Origin of the sequence: Lunatimonas sp. (assembly GCF_020832325.1) — a bacterium.
In the GTDB taxonomy this organism is placed as follows: Bacteria; Bacteroidota; Bacteroidia; order Cytophagales; family Cyclobacteriaceae; genus Lunatimonas.
The window spans coordinates 20,884-40,831 of sequence record NZ_JAFIEU010000025.1 but is presented as its reverse complement, the minus strand read 5'-3'; the positions used below and the strand labels follow the sequence as shown (position 1 = coordinate 40,831).

Annotated in this window: 10 protein-coding genes; all 10 read right to left on the bottom strand. The window is 45.8% G+C overall.

All coding sequences use genetic code 11. From position 1 onward, the window contains the following. Window positions 1-16 precede the first annotated feature (16 nt). Window positions 17-4,447 (bottom strand): CotH kinase family protein, encoded by a 4,431-nt coding sequence (locus JJU34_RS09600; protein ID WP_228692140.1) that lies wholly within the window; start codon window positions 4,445-4,447, stop codon window positions 17-19. A gap of 240 nt (window positions 4,448-4,687) precedes the next feature. Then, entirely contained in the window at window positions 4,688-6,040 is a 1,353-nt protein-coding gene (locus JJU34_RS09595) for an enolase C-terminal domain-like protein (protein ID WP_228692139.1), read from the bottom strand. An 85-nt stretch (window positions 6,041-6,125) separates the two neighbouring features. Beyond that, on the bottom strand, window positions 6,126-7,352 hold the full coding sequence (gene dgoD, locus JJU34_RS09590; RefSeq protein ID WP_228692138.1) for a galactonate dehydratase: 1,227 nt from the start codon (window positions 7,350-7,352) through the stop codon (window positions 6,126-6,128). Between the two features lie 45 nt (window positions 7,353-7,397). Then, a complete protein-coding gene (locus JJU34_RS09585) occupies window positions 7,398-8,456 on the bottom strand; it encodes a LacI family DNA-binding transcriptional regulator (RefSeq protein WP_228692137.1) in 1,059 nt (352 codons plus the stop codon). Between the two features lie 248 nt (window positions 8,457-8,704). Further along, window positions 8,705-10,243 (bottom strand): SusD/RagB family nutrient-binding outer membrane lipoprotein, encoded by a 1,539-nt coding sequence (locus JJU34_RS09580; protein ID WP_228692136.1) that lies wholly within the window; start codon window positions 10,241-10,243, stop codon window positions 8,705-8,707. A gap of 4 nt (window positions 10,244-10,247) precedes the next feature. Further along, window positions 10,248-13,379, bottom strand: a complete 3,132-nt coding sequence (locus JJU34_RS09575) for a SusC/RagA family TonB-linked outer membrane protein (protein ID WP_228692135.1) — start codon at window positions 13,377-13,379, stop codon at window positions 10,248-10,250. 441 nt (window positions 13,380-13,820) lie between these two features. After that, complete coding sequence (locus JJU34_RS09570) at window positions 13,821-15,065, bottom strand: mandelate racemase/muconate lactonizing enzyme family protein (protein WP_228692134.1); 1,245 nt, start codon at window positions 15,063-15,065, stop codon at window positions 13,821-13,823. A gap of 339 nt (window positions 15,066-15,404) precedes the next feature. Continuing rightward, on the bottom strand, window positions 15,405-16,595 hold the full coding sequence (gene fdhA / locus JJU34_RS09565; RefSeq protein ID WP_228692133.1) for a formaldehyde dehydrogenase, glutathione-independent: 1,191 nt from the start codon (window positions 16,593-16,595) through the stop codon (window positions 15,405-15,407). 202 nt (window positions 16,596-16,797) lie between these two features. Continuing rightward, window positions 16,798-18,519, bottom strand: coding sequence for a lysine--tRNA ligase (gene lysS, locus JJU34_RS09560; RefSeq protein WP_228692132.1), 1,722 nt, complete (start codon window positions 18,517-18,519; stop codon window positions 16,798-16,800). A gap of 9 nt (window positions 18,520-18,528) precedes the next feature. After that, a complete protein-coding gene (locus tag JJU34_RS09555; protein ID WP_228692131.1) occupies window positions 18,529-19,740 on the bottom strand; it encodes a proline dehydrogenase family protein in 1,212 nt (403 codons plus the stop codon). Between the last annotated feature and the right edge of the window lie 208 nt (window positions 19,741-19,948).

Genomic DNA, 19,948 nt, shown 5'->3' with positions numbered 1-19,948 from the left:
TCACCTAGATCGCTGGTCAACGCTGTATCATCAATTTGTGCCTTTCGACTATTCCATTTTCGAAGATAAGTACAACCAAGTAATATCCCGGCCCCAATTCCTTCACTGAAATAACATATTCGTTGAGCCCCGAGGTTTCCCATTCTGGCAATAGTACGTCTACCAAGTTACCATTGATGGAGAATATGTTAACGCTAAACTTGCTTTGCTTATTATTCACTCTCAAAACAGCTTCCTCAGAAGCTGGATTCGGAAAAAGTTGCGATGCCTTGTGTTGCTCTGCCGAAACTATTTCATTGGATAAAATAACTCCTAGTTGGTCATTGATCGACCTAGGAGGAATACTTGCAAAGAGGTCAACGGTACTGTCGCTTTGCTTGACTATTCCAATGCCGGAAATCGAAGCGCTATCTATAGACGCTCTGAATTCTAAATCAATCATTCCTCCCGATACTTCTATGTCATTGAATTGAAGAACTAACGGGCCGTTGCCTGACTCAGAAAACATATCTAACTGATCTTTCACCTTTTCTCCCTGGATAAATACGTCAAACACGCGCCTACGAAAACCCGAGGTTGTAATTCGTTTACTATAGGTTAGTTCGTTGTGAAAAGTAAATACCCTGTATGTTCCATCAGGAACCGGTATTTCATAATTTACCCGGATACCAAACCGATGCGTTTTAAATAACTCATGCACTCCTGGATCATCAAAGCGGGACGATTTGGATTCACTGAAATAGCCACTTCCCAAATCGGACTCGAAAAGATTATTTTCGTAAACCACTTGCGATCCCCCGGCATTTACAAAATATGAAAAGCCAAAAGAAGGATGTGAAAGAGTTGGAAGGTGTGTTTCCAAATCCTTTTGCACAATAGCCAATCCTGAGATAGTTACATCACCGGAGGAAGCAGTAAGGTTGATTTCGATTTGACCGTTTTCAACCCGAATATCTTCAAATGTCAATATAGTTTCCTTGTTGTTGTTTTCGAGGAAGAGGTCCAAGTCTTCTTTCACGGTAAACCCTTGTATTGCGATAGAAAACACTCGCCTTCCTCTTAGTGCTACCGCATCACCACCTACCGTTTCAGTCTCTTTATGATAGGTTGCGACGGTATACGTTCCGTTTTGGACAGGAATTCTATAAACAACCTTTTCCCCAAATCTTTGACTTTGAAACAACTCGAGTGTGCTGGCAGAACTGCTTTGATTAACCTTAGAACCCGAGTCAAAATACTCCATTTGGAAATCCGACTGAAACTCCTGATTGTCAAAAATGGCCGAGGATGAACTCCCTGTATTAATGAAAACGGCCGTATGAATAGGCGACGGTGGTTCAGTAGTATCCGGGTCCATTGCAATTCCCGTAACCGCAAAATTATTGAACGTTACTCTAGCACCGTCATCTGCCTGCATATCCGGCCCCTCAAACCGGATTCGGAAGACTGCGCTTGGGCTATTGGAAATCACAGATACCTCAGAAAGATCAAACTCAAACTTTTTATATACGTCAAGAAGCTTCGTTCCTTCGTTGGTAATTCCCTCAGAACTAAATGCCCCTGATACGCTGTCCCAATACTCCAAAACTACATGGTCCGCGGCGCCTTCATCCACGGCAGCAAAAGAAAACTTAATACGGTCAAATCCTGTGGTTGGAACCGTAAAATTGAGCAAATTTTCACCATCTTCTGTCCGAAAGGCTTGCTTTACCTGTATACCACGCATACTAACTGACCCGAAAGGCTGGTCCTGGTTAGCTTCCGGATAATAGTTTACAGGAGTTGGTGAATTTCTTCTCTCCATGGATGATTTTCGCCAATTTGGATGTCCGTTTTCAAAAGGATATCCCGATAGAGCAGATTCAAAATGCAGTAGAGCTGGCGTATCAGAATGACTAAAGGTTGATTGAATACTTTCCAAAGGGGTGTCATTGGGTACATTGTTGTCAATCAACCAGAAATACAGTACCTCATGGTCATCTTCTATCGTGTCTTCGGGGACAAAATGTGCTTTTAGACTTACTGTCGAGGTAGGAGCAATCGACAAGGTTGAATCCATGCTTTCCATATCACCCGACCAATGACTAAACTGGAATCCAGGTCTGGGAATTGCTGTCAGGGAAAGGGGAATTCCCTCAAAATATGTACCTGACCAAGGATAAGGGACATCGTTTACACCGGGTGTCTCCGAATCGATTACAGTGTTGTTAATCCTTATGACGCCCTCTTCGTGGTTAGCAACATCGAGATTAACCTGGTGCGTGCCCGCAATATCAAAATACTCCATCAAATGACCTACCTGCTGCTGTGGCCTATTTACTGCAAACGCCTTCATGACCTCAATGCTCTCCTCCCATTGGGTCAAGGAACTCCACCTCACCCTATGGGCAGGAACCTCTGACGCTATCCGAGACGACATTTCATCAATCATAGCATGTAGCCTCTCGGGAACCATAGCCGTGTTGATCAAATCAGCAAATTTATTGATAAATGCAATTTTGAACGATTCTGAAAGCAAGAGTCTTCTAAGGATTAACGTACTCCAAGGATTTGCCCCTCCAGGGTTCGTTGCATGTCGCAAGGTGTTCGATGTAAAGTCCCCGTTCAATCCGAATCCGTGATCTGTGTCGTACATTAACCATCTCCACCTTCCATCTTGCCCTGGAGGTGCCTCTGGAATGTATTGGGAGGTTCGCTTTCGGAATATTCTTACGTTATTATGGGGCCAATCGTCGTTATTAAAGTAAATCTGAGCCACATTATATTCCAAAAAATTATCTATGTCCATCAACGTACTCAAATAGTCGTAGTTCTCTTGTATGGACAAATCAGCGGAAGAAATATACTCCCTCATGGCTAGAAAATGGGAGCTGTCGCCTTCTTCGACAAATGCATTGTTTTCCAAGAGGTCCAAATCTCCTTCCCCAATTCCATAAACTCTTTCCAAGTAATGCTTATCATAACGTTCCCGAAAGTTAGCCAAACCCCAATATTCCCCGTTTATATACACAACTGCTGGACGATAATCATGGGTATCAAAGCTCAGGTGCCTTACGGAAGCGTGCATAAAAGCATCTCTAAAAAATGTCAGATTTCGGTCATTGCCAGAATTCCTCAGGACCAATCTCTTGAAGCTATTATGGATCGAATTTTCAAATATTGGATAGTCAAATGTGTTTTTTTCGTCGTATTCCGATCTTGCATATAAGCGTAACGATTTATTTGCAGGCTGCCTGCTAAATCCACCATGGAGCCGCAATCCAATATTCTGATAAAGTGCTAAATCTTTATCAACGAAAAGCTGAAAACTTGCCCGTTGTTCCGTCTCCTCTCCACCTCTGGCGTAGTTTGCTGGTCTGCCTCCATGGGCAGTTAAGGTTGGGTTCTGCTCCCTCCATTTTACAAAATCCTCACCAGCTACCATAATTCCCTTGTAATAATCAAACAACCCATCTTCATTTAAATTGATCGATACTACCGGCAACGAGTGATCAAAAGAGCTGGTCTGCGAGACAAAATAGGTGAAGGTAGCCGTCTTACTTGAAAAGCCATTCTTATATACCTTCGCTCTAACGACATTTGCCTTTTTATTCAACGAAGAGGGTAGGTACCAAGTGGAATTGTTGTAGGTAGTAGAGATCGCGGAAAGCTTATTTGGCTCGGAAGTCCTATCCACAATCTCCAACGGTCCAGTAAACGTGTGGGAAGTAAAGGTTTGAGTCAAAAATGGCCCCAGCGTTTGTCCTGGATTTTGGGGATACTGATTGACATATTGGTAGGATGTGCCGGAGAGGTTATCGATATCCGGCTCTGAACCATCGACTGTGTAGATAATGGTAGCATCGGCCACCTCGGATGAAATGGTCAGTGTAAAGGGCTCATTATAGTATCCGGAGGGATGTGAAAAAACAGGTGGGGACAATAGTTCTCCGATCCCCTGCGATGCATTGGGAGCGTTTGGTGTAGGCTCTGTAAAAAACTGTAGATTCCCGGTTCCATCTGGTTGTCGACCATAGGAAAGGTTAGCGGGAATTGCAACGGCCGGAATCAAATCAATTAACTGACCCTGGCTATCGGTCAACAAAATATCTTCCCCTGCTGAGTTTATGCTAAAACCTGCGTGGAGCGGCTCCCCTGGTTGAATCTTATCCTTTCCGGATGCCCAAACCAACATGTAGCTTTTTGGCTGAACGATTGTCGCCGGAAACGTCCATTTAAAGGGTGACGATGCATTATCCGAAAGTCCGAATCCGGTCAAGTCTATTTCCTCAGAGCCATAATTAAACAATTCTATCCAATCACTATAGTCCCCATCCTCATCCGCTATAACAGAAGAATTGACTGCCATTATTTCGTTAATTGCGATTGACTGTGCATTCGAAGAAAATATTGGAAATCCAACTAAGAGGATTCTTGCTAAAGTAAAAACATAGGTGAAAATCTTCATGGAAGTGAATTTCAAATTAATACACAAACAATCGCCGTTAATATAATAAAAAATGTTCTACAAATATATTAACAAAAAGGTAATAAACAAGAATAGACCGCCTAATACGTTTACCGCCAATTTCCAAACACCGTTCAGGTTAGATTGCCTATAATCCAATCGCCCTCTTCAAATTTGTACTAAAAAAGAAAATCCCCCGTACTAATTGTGTTCGGGGGATTCGCTTTCGGAAATTTGTCGCTAGGGCCGGATAATAGTCCCGTCAAACTTCCTTACTGTCCAGTTGGAGCGGGTGTGCATGGGGTATTTGGCGGCTAGCTTTTCGTCTATGTCTACCCCCAGACCGGGCACCTCATTCACATACATGTAACCGTCCTTCATGGTGGGCGACCCTGGGAAAATCTCCCGCGACAGATCCGATATCCGTGCCGCCTCCTGAATACCAAAATTCCAAACAGCAAAGTCTATGTGCGCGTTGGCAGCATGACCAACAGGAGAAACATCTCCGGGTCCGTGCCAGGCGGTTTTGATACCATAAAACTCTCCCAATCGGGCCACCTTCATGGCAGGGGAAATACCTCCGATTTGGGAAATGTGGATACGTATATAATCGAACAAACGGTTTACCATGGGTTCTTTGAATTCGTTGATGTTATTGAACAACTCACCCATAGATAGCGGCACAGAGGTCGCATTTCGCAATTCCTTAAACCATTCCATCTGCTCGGGAGAGAACGGGTCTTCGATAAAGAAAGGATGATAGGGTTCCGTACTCTTGACCACGCGAATGGCATCTATGGGGTCTAATCTTTCGTGGATATCGTGCAAGAGCTCAACCTCCTCGCCACATTGCTTTCGAACGGTCTCAAACAACTTGGGAACCGAGCGGATGTATTTGCCCTGATCCATATACTGGTCCGACTCCCTACCAAAGCCTGCTTTCTTGAAATCCGGTTCCTGCGTAAGGCCAGTACCCCCATAGCCTCCCTGCTGGATGCGTACGTATCGGTAGCCTTCCTCCATAAACTTAGTCACGTTGTCTGCCGCTTCTTCGGGCGTGCTTCCACTTGCGTGGGTATAGCACGGGATGGCAAAACGGCATTTCCCCCCTAGCAGTTGATAAACCGGCATATTGGCACGTTTTCCCTTGATGTCCCAAAGGGCTTGGTCCAGTCCGCTGATGGCGTTGTTCAAGACGGGTCCATTTCTCCAGTAGGAACTTACAAAGGCCGCTTGCCACATGTCCTCGATATTATCTACGTCTTTGCCTACACAAAATTCCTGAAGGTACTTTTCAATCGCTGTGATTACTGCAAAGGCGCGCTGTGTGAACGTAGCACATCCCAGCCCATATAGGCCCGGTTCGGAGGTCTCTACCTTTACCACTATCAAATTCGATCCGCTGGGAGCAGTGCCGATTGCCTTGACGTTGGTAATCTTCAGCGGGGGCAATCCCCGCAGGTAGGAGGGTGTTTCTCTTTCTTCTTTGGCATGGGCCTGCTGACCAGGGTATAGGCCCAGCATGCCGGCCATAGATCCCAGTCCAAGGCCTTTCAGCAACTTTCTGCGGGTAGCTTGTTTTGGTGTATTCATTCTAATGGATTTTTAGGTTTACGTTATTACTTGGAAAGATAGCTATTCGTGCATCAAGACCGGAGAACCGAAAAAGGGACAGGCGCTACCAGTCCACCACCGAGCCATCAAAGGGATGATACGTCTCCGGGTTTTTCCAGTCATGGCCGATTTTATCCTGTAAGGCATCCTCATCCAGCTCTACGCCCAAGCCCGGGCCCCGAGGTATCAACACGCTGCCATCAGACTGAAGCTTAAAGGGACTCTTCAGATACCCATCCCCTAGAGATACCTGCTCTTGTACTAGAAAATTGGGAATACTAGCTGCTAGGTGCAGGCCGCAAGCCAGCGAAATCGGTCCCATGGGATTGTGTGGGGCGATGGCTGCATAGTAGGCTTCAGCCATACCGGCGATCAGGCGGCACTCGGTGAGGCCGCCCGCATGGCAAATATCCGGCTGAAGAATACTTGCAGCTCCCTTTTCCAGAATCTCCCGAAACCCCCATTTGGTAAAAATCCGCTCACCAGTGGCAATGGGCAAGTGGGTGCCACGGGCAATATCGACCATTACATCTACGTTTTGCGCTTGGCAGGGCTCTTCGATAAACATGGGCTGGTATGGCTCCAGTTCACGGATCAGTAGCTTGGCAGTCTGTGGGGAAATCGCTCCGTGAAAATCTATCCCAATATCCATTTCAGGACCTCCTGCCTCACGCAGGGAGGCAAAGTTATCTACCGCATATCGGATAAAGGCCGGGTTCTCTACGATTCCTGCAGGCTGTCGTTTTGCCACCCCCGTTTTTATAACGGTATATCCTTCTGCCTTTCGCTTTTTCATGTCTTCGGCATTGCTGGCGCGCCCGTAAATACGGACACGGTCTCGTGTAGGTCCCCCGAAAAGCTCGTATACCGGCACACCCAAAAGTTTGCCTTTGATGTCCCAAAGTGCCTGATCGATACCGCTAAGTGCTGAGGTCAGTATGGGGCCTCCCCGGTAGAAAGCATGCCGGTAAATGGCCTGCCAATGGTGGACCACCTGACGTGGATCTTTCCCAATGAGGTAGGGTTCTATCTCCTGAATGGCGGTTTGGATCGTCAGGGCTCTGCCTTCCAGCAGGGGTTCGCCCAAACCCACTACGCCCGCATCGGTATGGATCTTTAGAAAAATCCATCGAGGCTTTACGAGAAAGGTTTCCAAACGAGTAATCCTTACCTCACCGAATTTGGCAGATGTAGGTGCTGGTGCCTCGGCATAGGAGGACAATGGCAACAGCAGGCCTGTGCCCGCCAATCCCAAAACAGACTGAATGGCCGCTCGGCGGGAAGATTGCATTGACGGTTTTGATTTTTTGGGCTTCATTGTGATCTTTGGGTTTTCTTAGTTTAATATGGAATGGTCTTTTACTTTTCCCGAGTAGTTGGAAGACTCCCCGATTTTCAGCTGAGCCTTCATCAATAATTTGATTTTCTCCTCTTTATTGTTTTCGATTCTGTCTAATAATATTTCTACAGCTTTTTTGCCTAATGCGGTCAAAGGCTGTTCTAGGTAAGTAATTGGACACTCGTAGAGTTCGAAGCTCTCGGCCTGGCCATAACTTACAATAGCTAGTTCACTAGGTATCTTCACCTTTAATAAACGTATTGCCTTTAACCCATTTATTGCTAGTCGATAGGTTCCAAAAATAATTGAATCGATCGATTGCGAATCATCAAGCATGCTTTTGATCGTTTCATACATACTGGTCTCGACTTCGTCAAATTTCAAATCTCTGGTCCATCCTGGACTTACTTTAATACCTGCTTGCCTCATGGCGTCCCATACACCTCTTTTACGCTCCTTCATGTGAAAGAGCTTTGATTCATAACCTATAAATCCAATACGCTTGAATCCATTCTGCAGTAAGTGCTGGGCTGCACTGAACGATGCCTGGTAACTATCAATAGAAACAAAGTCTGTATCAATTTCAGGAAAGTAACGATCCAATAGGACGAAAGGAATTTTACGTCTTTGCAAAGACTTAATTTGATCGGCCGAACCCTCTGTTGAAACAATGATCAATCCATCTAATTGCCTATCAATAAACACACTCAAAAGGTCTCGAAATTTATCGGAACGCTCATCAGAACTTCCAATGATAACTGTATAACCTGAGTCTTTAGCCTCATTTTCTATTTCTCTCGCAATAGAAGCAAAAAATGGGTTGGCGATGTCAGCGATAATCAGCCCAATTGTGAAGGTTTTTCCACTTCGGAGACTCTTCGCTACAAAATTGGGAGTATAGTTAAACTGCTTCGCTAGCTCTTTGATTTTCAGTGCAGTTTCGGCTCCAACTCTACTTTCCTTCTCTTTTCCGTTTAAAACATAGGAAACAAGGGCCGTCGATACACCGGCCTTCTCGGCAATATCTTTTAGTGATACCTTTTTTCTTCTTGCCATATAGTTTTCTAACATCACATGAGAAATCAATATATGACACAAATTTTTAAAAACTAAACTACTTACCAACAAATCCAATCTCATATTGCATCACATAAAACTGCTATCTCTGAAAGTATCTCATTTGCACAGCGTCTCTCAAAACCAATTTGAATATGTCTCCGAAATGAATAGTACTTCTGGTAATCCCGGCATTTGACTATTCAAATGCCGGGAACCTAAACCAGCATTTTTAGAAGGATATCAGCCTATGGCCTATCCCACCACACCCTTCTATCCAAATTATTGGGGCCCTGCCTCGAAAGCGCGGACTGAAGATTTGCGTTGTTTACCACTCTTTCACTGTCGGGATACGGCATACTTCTAATAAAATCCCCCGTTATTTCCGCACCCGCGTAAGGATTTTTTTGCAAAAGGGGATAGCCGCTCCTCCTAAAATTTGCAAACAACTCTGTTCCGTCTAAGAAAGAAGCAATCCAGTATTCGGTATTTATTTGCTCTAGTTCTCTCCCAGTCATCAACGGATTATTTGCTATATATGAAACGATATCCGCTTCTGAAACGGACGCATCGCTGTCGTATTGAGCCATTTGTTCCATATTGGCCCGGATAGCTGTGGCAAAATAGATACTCGGATTGCCCTGAACCCACCCGCGTACAGCGGCCTCAGCGAGTAATAACTGCGTTTGGGCAAATGTGACGAAAAACTGCGGTGCATCGATTTTCAGTACTGTATAGATATTTGCTTGGGAAAAATCCCATAAACTAACGACTCCGTTTGCCGCTAGAACAGTGTTAATCGACACATCATCATGTCCCATCGGCATTCCTATTTGTAGGGCAGGATCTCTGGTGATTCGGTTGACCGTTTGTGTAGTACCATTCGTTGCACCGACGTGCCGTATTGAAATCGATCGTAGTCGGGGATCGTTGCTGTCTTTGAGGTGATTTACAAAAGGTGCTGTCAAATAATAGTTTGCCTTTTCCCTAGCACCCAAGTGGACACCGATATGATTATTAAAAACAGAGGTATTTCTCAAAACGGCATTCTCACTGTTTGCGCTAATCAAACCGCCGGCAACTGCCTTGGTCACAAAAAGCTGCGCCCTCGCTGGATCGACCTTAGTAAGCCTCATAGCCGCTCGTAGCATCAATGAATAACCAAACTTACGCCATTTTTCAACACTTCCTCCATATAGAATTTCACTGCTTGCTGTTGGATTCGATGGGTTGAGTGCCGCTGTAGCTTCTTCTAATTCTTTTAGTATGTCGGCATATATGGCTTCTTGTGTGTCGTAAACAGGATCTACAATCTGATCAATAAAGCCACGACCTCCTTGAAAATACGGTACGTCACCGTAATTATCGGTTAATACCATAAACGCATATGCTTTCCAAATCCGGGCTGATTGGTGCAAATTAGCAAATAATGGATCCTCCCTACTTTTTTCAACCGCATCAACAATGTTCTTTAATGCGTTTCGGTAAGTATTCTGCCAAATAATCTGTGAATTTGAAAGATTCAATTGGTTATAATTTGCTCCGGCCAACGAACTACCAAACGGAGTGATGATCTGCTGAACGATCCCAAAGTTATAAGAAAGGTCCTGAAGTGTCTGCGTGCCTTCCCGGTATCGCATATCAAGGATTCCTTGATTCAACAAGAACAACGGACTCAACGACGTCGGGTCGACCCTGTTAGTATTTATATCGTCAAAGTCCTGGTCGCAGGCTAGGGTAAGTAGTGTGACAACGGTAATCAATGTATAGTTAAATAGCTTTTTCATGATTTCAGAATTTTGCATTTAAATTAAATCCGATACTTCTGGTAGGAGGCAATGCCGGCCAAAAATCGAGGCCGTTGGCATTATCAGATGTCACAGATACATTCTCAGGATCCATGTTTTCGGTCCACTTCTTTATTATTGCGACATTATTTGCCACACCACTTAGTCTGAGTCGTTTTATAAAGAGGTTTTGGGGTAGGTGCTTGCTTAAGTCATAGCTAAGTGATATCTGACGCAGCTTCCAAAACCCGGCGTTACTCACCCAATCCTCATTTATTCCCAGTACATTGGTTGTTTCGTAAAAAGGTTGGATCAAAGACCGGGTAGTGTTGATTTCTCCATTTGGATTAACTCCACCTCCAATGACGAAGCCTTCTGCCCTTCCATCTAGTGTATTTTTATGCAGGCCATGTCTGAGATAGTTTTGGTTTCTTCCTGCGATCATTTTGTGTCCGAGCTTAAAATCAACTAGCGTAAACAGACTTAATCCCTTCCATGTAAAGGTATTGGTTATCCCACCAAAATACCGAGGGAGGACCGATCCTACGTTTTGAGGTTGATCGTTCCGCATAGGTCTGCCACTGTTGGCGTCGAAAACCATCCTGCCCTGGCTATCCCGCAAGTAGGTAAAGGTGTACAGTTGTCCTATAGGGCGACCCACTACCTGTCTCAGTATGCGGCCGCCTCCATCGCTAACCGTTATCATGGTGTCGGCATCTGTCAATCCAAGCTTAAGGACTTCAGATGTATTATAGGTAAGATTTACACTGGCATCCCAAACAAAAGATTTCGTTTTAATAGGAGAACCGGAAACCAGCATCTCTATACCCTGATTCATACTTTGTCCAATATTCACCAACTGATTAGTGAAACTGGAGGCATCAGATATTTGTGTAGCCAATATCTGATCGTTGGTAATTTTTCTGTAGTAGGCAAAATCAGTGGTAATCTTTTCGTCAAAAAGCCTTAATTCCAACCCAAACTCCATCTCCTGCACCCGAAGCGGTCTAAGGTTTGTATTTGGCACCGTAGAAGCATTAACCCTACCTATCGGAGATGGTAAACCATCGGGATTTGGAAAAAGGTTATTATCGACCGCATAAAACAATGCATTGGAATAAGGAGCCACGTTGTCATCGCCAACTTCTGCATAAGCTGCTCTAAGCTTACCAAAATACAGCCATTCGGGAAGGCTGTTGAAAGCTTGGCTAAACACGAAACTGGTCGATACCGAAGGGTACATGATACTCCGGTTTTGCGGAGCCAATGTTGAAAACCAATCGTTTCTGGCTGTCAGGTTAAGAAATAAAAACTCTTTATACGAAACTTCTCCCAGTCCATACAGTGAGTTGATTTTCCTTTCTGAAAGGCTGTAAAGTGGATCTTTCACCCGGCCGTTCATCACGGTATACAAATTTGGGATTACAAAATCCCTAACTGCTACACTATTGTATTCCATGCGTACGAACCGTTGGTTTCCTCCAAAAGACATGTCGACTTTAAAATCTCCAAATTCCCTATTCGCCCCAATCAAAAAATCATGGTTTGTCTCCCGAAACCGACGGGTATCCTGTGCGAAAGTGCCATTTACGAAACCAGCAGGAGCCGCGGGGATGGGTGCATAACCATTTGGTGTATTGTAATCGTTATCTCTCACATAAAAATCCATAGACAGGCGCCCCATGGCATAGAGCCAAGGAGTTAAATTGTAAGTAAGGGAGAGATTGCTTATCAAACGATCTCGTTTCACGTTATCAAAGCGCTTGGTGGTGGAATAATAAGGATTGTTTCGAACCAAGAACCTGGACATTACTATCTCTCGTCCGTCCGGATAGGTTATATTGTTCCTCAATGCTTCAAAAGGCATAGAATTAGCGAGTGTCATAACGACAGTTGCAGTAGAAAAATCCTGAGCATTAACCTGAGGGGGATTTTGGTTTCTTTCGTACGAATAATTAGCGTTACCTGCTGCAACCAGTTTGGAAGTTATGTTTTGTGAAAACCCCAAATTGATCGTCTGTCTGTTCAGCTTCGAATTTGGTACGATCGCTTTGTTGTCAATATTTGCAAACGATAAACTAAAGCCTCCATTATCACCGCTATTAGATACTGTCAATGTATTGGTCCAATTGGTACCGACGTTATAAAACTGTCGAATACGATTAAAAACCGGCTCGTAGGGCCATACTTCGTTATCAAACAAAACTTGAGTCATTCCGGGCTGAAAACGTTCACCAAAACTCCAAACACCAGAAGTCGGAAATGGACTCGTGGGCCTTACACCTCCTTCTCCCTGCCCATACTCATATTGAAAATCGGTAAAGTCTAGTGGTGTGTCGGTAGTGAAATTCGAATTAAATTCTACACCCAACCCCTTCACACTGTTTTTTGACTTGGTTGTTATCATTATCACACCGTCTTTTGCCCTAGATCCGTACAAAGCACCCGCCGTTGCCCCTTTCAAGACGGTTAGTGTTTCTATATCATCTGGGTTGATACTTAATAGCCCATCACCACCATCTGAGTTATTCATCTGACGATTCCCAAAATTGCCTCCCAAAGAATAGTTTGAGTTATCCATGGGAACGCCGTTAATTACAATCAACGGATTATTCTGACCACTAAAGGATGATTGCCCTCTGATTCGAATTTTACTGGTACCGCCAGGCCCAGTTGACATCGAGGAAATATTAACTCCTGCGATCTTTCCCTGCAAAGCATCTGCAAAATTTGGTGTTCTATTCTCATTAATCGACGCACCATCTAACGTGGTAGTTGCAAACCCAAGCGTCTTCGCCTCTCTTTTGATACCTAACGCTGTAACGATGACTTCATCTAGGCCGATATCACTGCTTGTTAAGGTAACATTGATTATACTCCGATTACCTACTTGGACCGTTTGGCTTTGATATCCGATATAAGAAAACATCAGACTTGCACTTGGATCTGTGCCGATCGAATACCTGCCCTCCAAATCCGTTATAGTACCCTTTGAGGTACCCCCAACGACTATACTGACACCTGGTATAGACTGTCCATTGGTGTCCACCACTTGGCCTGATACATTTATTTCCTGTGCAAATCCATACCCGCACACAAATGGGATCAGAGCAATAAGTAACAAACTGATTTTCATAATAATTTTTATTTGGGTTATTGATAATTATTATACTTTTTTAATATCTAAATACTAAAAAGCCATTTTCTTGGTATCGATTCATAATTTAATCGATTAAGCAACTAGTCACTAAACACCATACATACCTGTGCAGTGAACTGAGGTCACTGTTAAAATCACCTGATTGTCATTGCATACCAAAATTGCTTAATCGTTTAACCAATATAAAACTTATATTTTTATTTTCAAATTATTATCAGTTTTTTCTACTGCATTTATCGAATACTACAAACTATTAAGCTATTTGATTTTATATTATTGGATAAAAATACCTATATTTAAACGTTTTTCAAAAAGCAAAAATATTGATTTTTTAATATTTTTTGACTTTTTACTCTAAACATATTTTACACTGGGGCAGGAATCTGCTCAAGGCAAATTCCTGCCAAAAAATATATCTTACCAATTGTGTATAGACCCATCTGGAGCCAATAGAAAAGGGTGGGGGTATTTGGTGTTTTCGGTGACCTCAAATTGAAAGTCGGCCTTTGCGGGATCAAAAACAACCCCTAGCCCCGGTTGGGGATTCAGGTACATCTTTCCCTCCCGGAAGTTTAAGAAGTCTGAATTAAAGTACGCGGGTTGTTCCGGTTCCCCGCCTGCAAGCTCTATCATACACCGTGTAGGGCTAGATGAACCCAAGACATGGACTAGAGCGGCCGTCGATAGGGGTCCCGTAAAATGCGGAATGATACCGACATAATGCGTCTCAGCAATAGCCAGGATCTTCTTCAGTTCACCGATACCTCCTGTGTTGGGCAGAGTCACCCGGCTGTAATCGATCAGGTGATTTTCAATCAACACATTGGTATCCCACCGATCTCCAAACTGCTCCCCTACGGCAATGGGTACCTTGGTCATGCGCCGTATCGTTCGATAAACCTCGGGATTTTCGGACCGGATGATATCCTCCACAAAGTATGGCTCCAACTTTTCGAGGGCATCGCAAATTTTGATGGCCTCGGGTGTGTCAAAGCGGGTATGCAGGTCCACGGCCCAATTGCCGCTACCGCCTACGGCTTTGTCGAGACGCTCGCATTGATCGATGGTCTTTTTGGCATGCTCATAAAAATCGAATCGTTCCTCGCCGTTGCCACCTGTGGGACCAATGCGGTAACACCGCAAACCAGCCGCCAGACAGTCCAAAGCACGCCCCTCCATGGTCGTGGCCGTGGAGTTTCGAAATCCCGTCGCGTAGCACTCGACAAAATCCCTCGTTTGACCTCCCAGTAGGTCATAGACCGGTACGCCCAATGCTTTGCCTTTTAGGTCCCACAGCGCCATCTCAATGGCTCCCAGTGCATGCAGCTTTTCCCGGCCTGGAGGGTAAAACATACTGCGGTAGGCGTGCTGCCAAATATGCTCTACACGGAATGGATCCTCTCCGATGATCATTTCCGCGATTTGCCGGATCATGTCGTTACTGCCCCCTTCACCCACACCGATCAAGCCGGAATCTGTTTCTATTTCTACAATTCCACGGGCTTGATTAAACAAAGGTTTGTTATACCCCGGTGCAGCGTAATAGCGGATTCTACGGATTTTGAGGTCCGAGGCCTCAAAAGCATTGACCGAAGATACGATCCCAGTGGCCATGGCAGCCGCACCCATAGCCCCCAACTTTATAAATTTTCTTCTTTTCATAAGCAGAAATATTTAAGATATACGATTAATTCAAACATAAAACGCTCTTAATATTCTATTTTTTATCAATAAAAACAATTATTATTTTGCAAACCGAGCTCTGAAATGAAGCGAAGACAGCTTATATTTTAACATCTATTTACCTATAAAGCACTGACTATTTATTTATCCGCTTAATCCAGCCAAGAGATCTCTATCCCAGGGAAAAACAAGACAAATTCGGATTCTTCTAAAATCAAAAAGGAACCGATGCACAATAATGCTGCGGTTCCTTTTCGGTATTGTTCCTGACTATTAACCAGGATTACGCTGAATTCAGACTTCTTAACCAAGACCAGATCAATTCGGGATCATTCCATGTGGGTCGATCACAAACTTCTTGGCAGCGCCCCCATCAAAATCCTTGTATCCCTGCACCGATTGCTGCAGCGAAATAATCTGAACATTGACTGCCTTGGCAATTTGCACTTTGTCGTAGAGAATCGCGTTCATTAGCTGACGGTGGTACTTCATCACCGGACACTGCCCTGTATGCAAGCTATGGGACTTCGCCCAACCTAACCCCAGTCGTATACTTAAGCTTCCAATTTTCGCCGCCTCATCCACCGCACCGGGATCTCCGGTGACATACAATCCGGGAATACCGATACTGCCTCCTGCACGGGTAATGTCCATCACGGAGTTTAACACGGTAGCTGGCATTTCTTTGCTGGCATCCGCACCGTGGCCCCGAGCCTCAAAACCCACACAATCCACTGCACAGTCCACCTCAGGCACGCCCACGATCTGTGCGATCGCTTCATCCAGCGGCGTTTCCTGACGTAGGTCAATGGTTTCACAGCCAAAGCTGCGCGCCTGCTCCAGTCGCTCGGGAATCATATCCCCCACGATCACTACCGCTGCACCCAGCAAATGACAGGAAACTGCACAGGCCAAACCAACCGGCCCGGCACCCGCTACATACACGATGGTACCCGGACCCACGCCGGCAGTCACTGCCCCATGAAATCCAGTAGGAAAAATATCTGAAAGGAGGGTGAGGTCGCGGATTTTCTCCATTGCCTGATCGGCATCCGGAAACTTCAACAGGTTAAAATCGGCATAAGGTACCATCACGTATTCTGCCTGACCACCGACCCAGCCACCCATGTCCACATACCCGTAGGCTGCACCGGGACGGGCAGGGTTTACATTCAGACAGATGCCTGTTTTTCCTTCCTTGCAATTACGGCACCTTCCGCAGGCAATGTTGAAGGGTACCGAGACCAGGTCCCCTACTTTGATAAATTCTACATCTCGGCCGGCCTCAATCACCAGCCCGGTGATCTCATGGCCCAAAATAAGACCCTCGGGGGCGGTGGTCCTGCCGCGGACCATGTGCTGATCACTGCCGCAAATATTGGTGGAAACAATCTTTAATATGACCCCATGATCACACTTTCGGTTGCCCAAGGCGAGCTTGGGATAATCAATTTCACGCACCTCTACTTCTCCGGGACGTACGTAAGCTACTCCGTGGTTTTTACACATTTTTCTGTTGGGTTTAACGAATTGACGACCTATACCAGCCGGTTAAGAGCAAAACAAAAACACTCCATCCGATCTGGAATGGGTTAAGCTAGAAAAAAAACACCGCAACTCTGTGGCAATCAGATAGGAATCAAAAAAAAACCACCTTGGGGGTTAAAATCTCCCAAGGTGGTGGTGTCATTTAAGGGAAAATGGTCGACAACTAGGCGTTGATCCAAGCCTCCACTTCCTCTTTCGTGGGGTTTGCGGCGTCGAGCTTCAGTTTCTTACGCCGCCCACAAACATCGTTAAACAGCTTATTGGCATCTTGGGATTTTAGCTGCTCAATGGTGTGGATGTTCAGATCCCGCAGGGCCGGAATCAGCCCGGCATCTACCCCGAGCGCCACAAAATCTTCATCCGTTGCAATTTTGACTTTCTTCTCAGGCTTCATTTGTGGAAAAAACAAAACTTCCTGAATCGTGTGCTTATTGGTCATCAGCATGCACAATCGGTCTATACCTATCCCCAATCCCGAGGTAGGTGGCATACCGTATTCGAGTGCCCGCAAGAAATCTTCGTCCATGGCCATCGCCTCATCGTCTCCCCGCTCGGCCAGCTTCAACTGATCCTCAAAGCGCTCACGCTGATCGATGGGATCGTTTAGCTCGGTATACGCATTGGCAATTTCTTTTCCGTTTACAAATAACTCAAATCGCTCTACCAGGCCCGGCTTGTCCCTGTGCTTCTTTGCCAATGGCGTCATTTCGATGGGATAGTCGGTGATGTAGGTAGGCTGAACGAGGTGGGCCTCCACTTTTTCGCCAAAGATCTCGTCGATCAGCTTGCCCTTACCCATACTACCGTCTACCTCTATGCCAAAATCTGCACATACGGTGCGTAGTTGGGTTTCATCCATGGCGCTCACATCCACGCTGGCATATTCTTGGATAGATTCAAACATGGTCAGTCGGCGGTAGGGTCCTGCAAATTCAATCAGGTTTTCTCCTACTTGCACCTGTGTTGTGCCCAATACCGACTCGGCGATCTTACCCAACAGGTCCTCTACCATTTCCATCATCCAGTGGTAGTCCTTGTAGGCCACGTAGATTTCCATGGAGGTAAACTCTGGATTGTGGGTTCGGTCCATACCCTCGTTTCGGAACATCTTGCCTATTTCGTAGACCCCCTCAAAGCCTCCTACGATCAGGCGCTTCAGGTATAGCTCGTTGGCAATTCGCAGAAACAACGGAATGTCCAGCGCATTGTGGTGCGTATCAAAAGGCTTGGCTGCTGCCCCTCCGTGTACCTGTTGTAAAATAGGTGTCTCCACTTCCAACCAACCCCGATCATCGAAGTACCGCCTCATCGCAGAGATGACACGGGACCGAGTGATGAAGGTCTGCTTTACCTCCGGATTTACTACCAGGTCCACATAGCGCTGTCGGTACCGAAGCTCTGGATCTGTAAATCCATCGTACACATTTCCCTCGTCGTCCCGCTTGACTACCGGCAATGGCTTGATGGATTTTGACAGGAGTGTAAGTTCTGTTACGTGCAGGGAAATCTCCCCGGTCTGCGTGGTAAATATGTACCCCTTAACACCGATAAAGTCTCCGATTCCCAACAGCTTCTTAAACACGGTATTGTAAAAACTCTTGTCTTCCCCGGGACAAAGGTCATCCCGTCTGAGGTATATCTGAAGCCTGCCAGTAGCATCTTGAATCTCCCCAAAGGACGCCGAACCCATGATCCTACGGCTCATCAGCCTACCTGCGATGCTGATGCTTTTGTAATCGTTTTTACGGTTTTCGTAGTTCTGATGGATATCTGCTGCCGTCACGTTTACCGGAAAGGAGATGGCCGGATAGGGGTCTATGCCCATCTGCATCAACGCTTCGCGGTCTTTGCGGCGCTCTATTTCTTGTTCGCTTAATAATTGCATATCGCTGGATTAATTTTTACCAATGGTTGGGAAGCTGGATCGGGCCTTTTTCCGCCGAGCCAACTCCTGCTTTATCTGTTTGTATTCCCTGCTTCGCTGTCCCGCCATGCCCGAATTTTCTTCCACCCTGCGGCTAAGGTAGGGCAGCACTTCCGCTACCGGTCCATAGGGAAGGTACTTGGCCGTATTGTAACCTGCCTTCGCCAGATTAAAGGAAATGGCGTCACTCATTCCGTAAAGCTGGGCAGCGTACACGCGTGGATCGTTGCGTTTCATGCCGTGCAGATCCACCAATTCGGAGAGCACCTGATTGCTGAGTTCGTTGTGGGTGCCACTCACCAGAAAGATGCGCTGTTTGTTATTGATGCAAAACTGTAGGGCACGGTCGTAGTCCCGGTCAGTGGCCTCCTTGTCCGGCTGTATAGGAGATGGATAACCTTTCTCCTTGGCACGTTCCCGCTCCTTTTCCATGTAGGCTCCCCGCACTAGCTTAGCCCCCAGGAAATATCCCTTTGCTACCGCATCGTGGTGAGCGTCTTTCAACCGCCGCAACATATCGTGCCGGTATAGCTGAAAGGTATTGTACACGATGGCAGTCTCCCGGTTATACGTCGCCATCGCCGACAACACCCACCGATCGATCACATCCTGAAACCAGCTCTCTTCACCATCTACCATGATCCGTACGCCGGCTTCGGCAGCCGCGGCAAAGATTTCGCCAATGCGCTTCTCCGCACGCTGCAGGGCTTCCGTTTCTGCCTGATCCAATACCTCTCCTGCCTGCACCTTGGTAAGCACATCCACGTTAGCGATTCCCGACACCTTAAATACCGCAAAGGGCAGGTGTGGATTCCCACTTCCTTCGCGGATAGTCTGCAAGATTTGCGCCTTGGTCGCCTCAAAGCTGGATAATTCTTTCTTTCCCTCTACCGAGTAGTCCAAAATGGTCCCTACTCCATAGCTGGCCAGTTCCTGTATACGGGGGCGGCAAGAGGCGATATCCTCTCCCCCACAGAACTGTTCAAATACCGTGCTTTTGATCAGCCCTTGGATAGGAAGTCCCCACTTGAGCCCCCCGTTGGCCAACTTGATGCCCATGTGCAGCCAGAAAGGGTAATGCATGAGCTTGAAGAGCAGCCGCATCTTTTTCAGTGTCGCGTCCGACCTATGTGCAAAGGCTACGGACGTATTTTCAAAAGAAACGTTGGGTTTTGGCTCCATCCTGATTTTTCAAGCTGCAAATATATTAAAAAAACAGGTAAGCACGGGCTTTTGTTTGTCCATTTTGATGAGACAGAAGCTGCTAATGACTAATCCTGTAACCTATCGAACAGGCGTGTTTTGGCGATATTGCCATAAGAATTCCACCACCGGAATCTCCATAGAAATAAACAGAAATAATCTTACTAATCCGTATCAGGGGAAACCT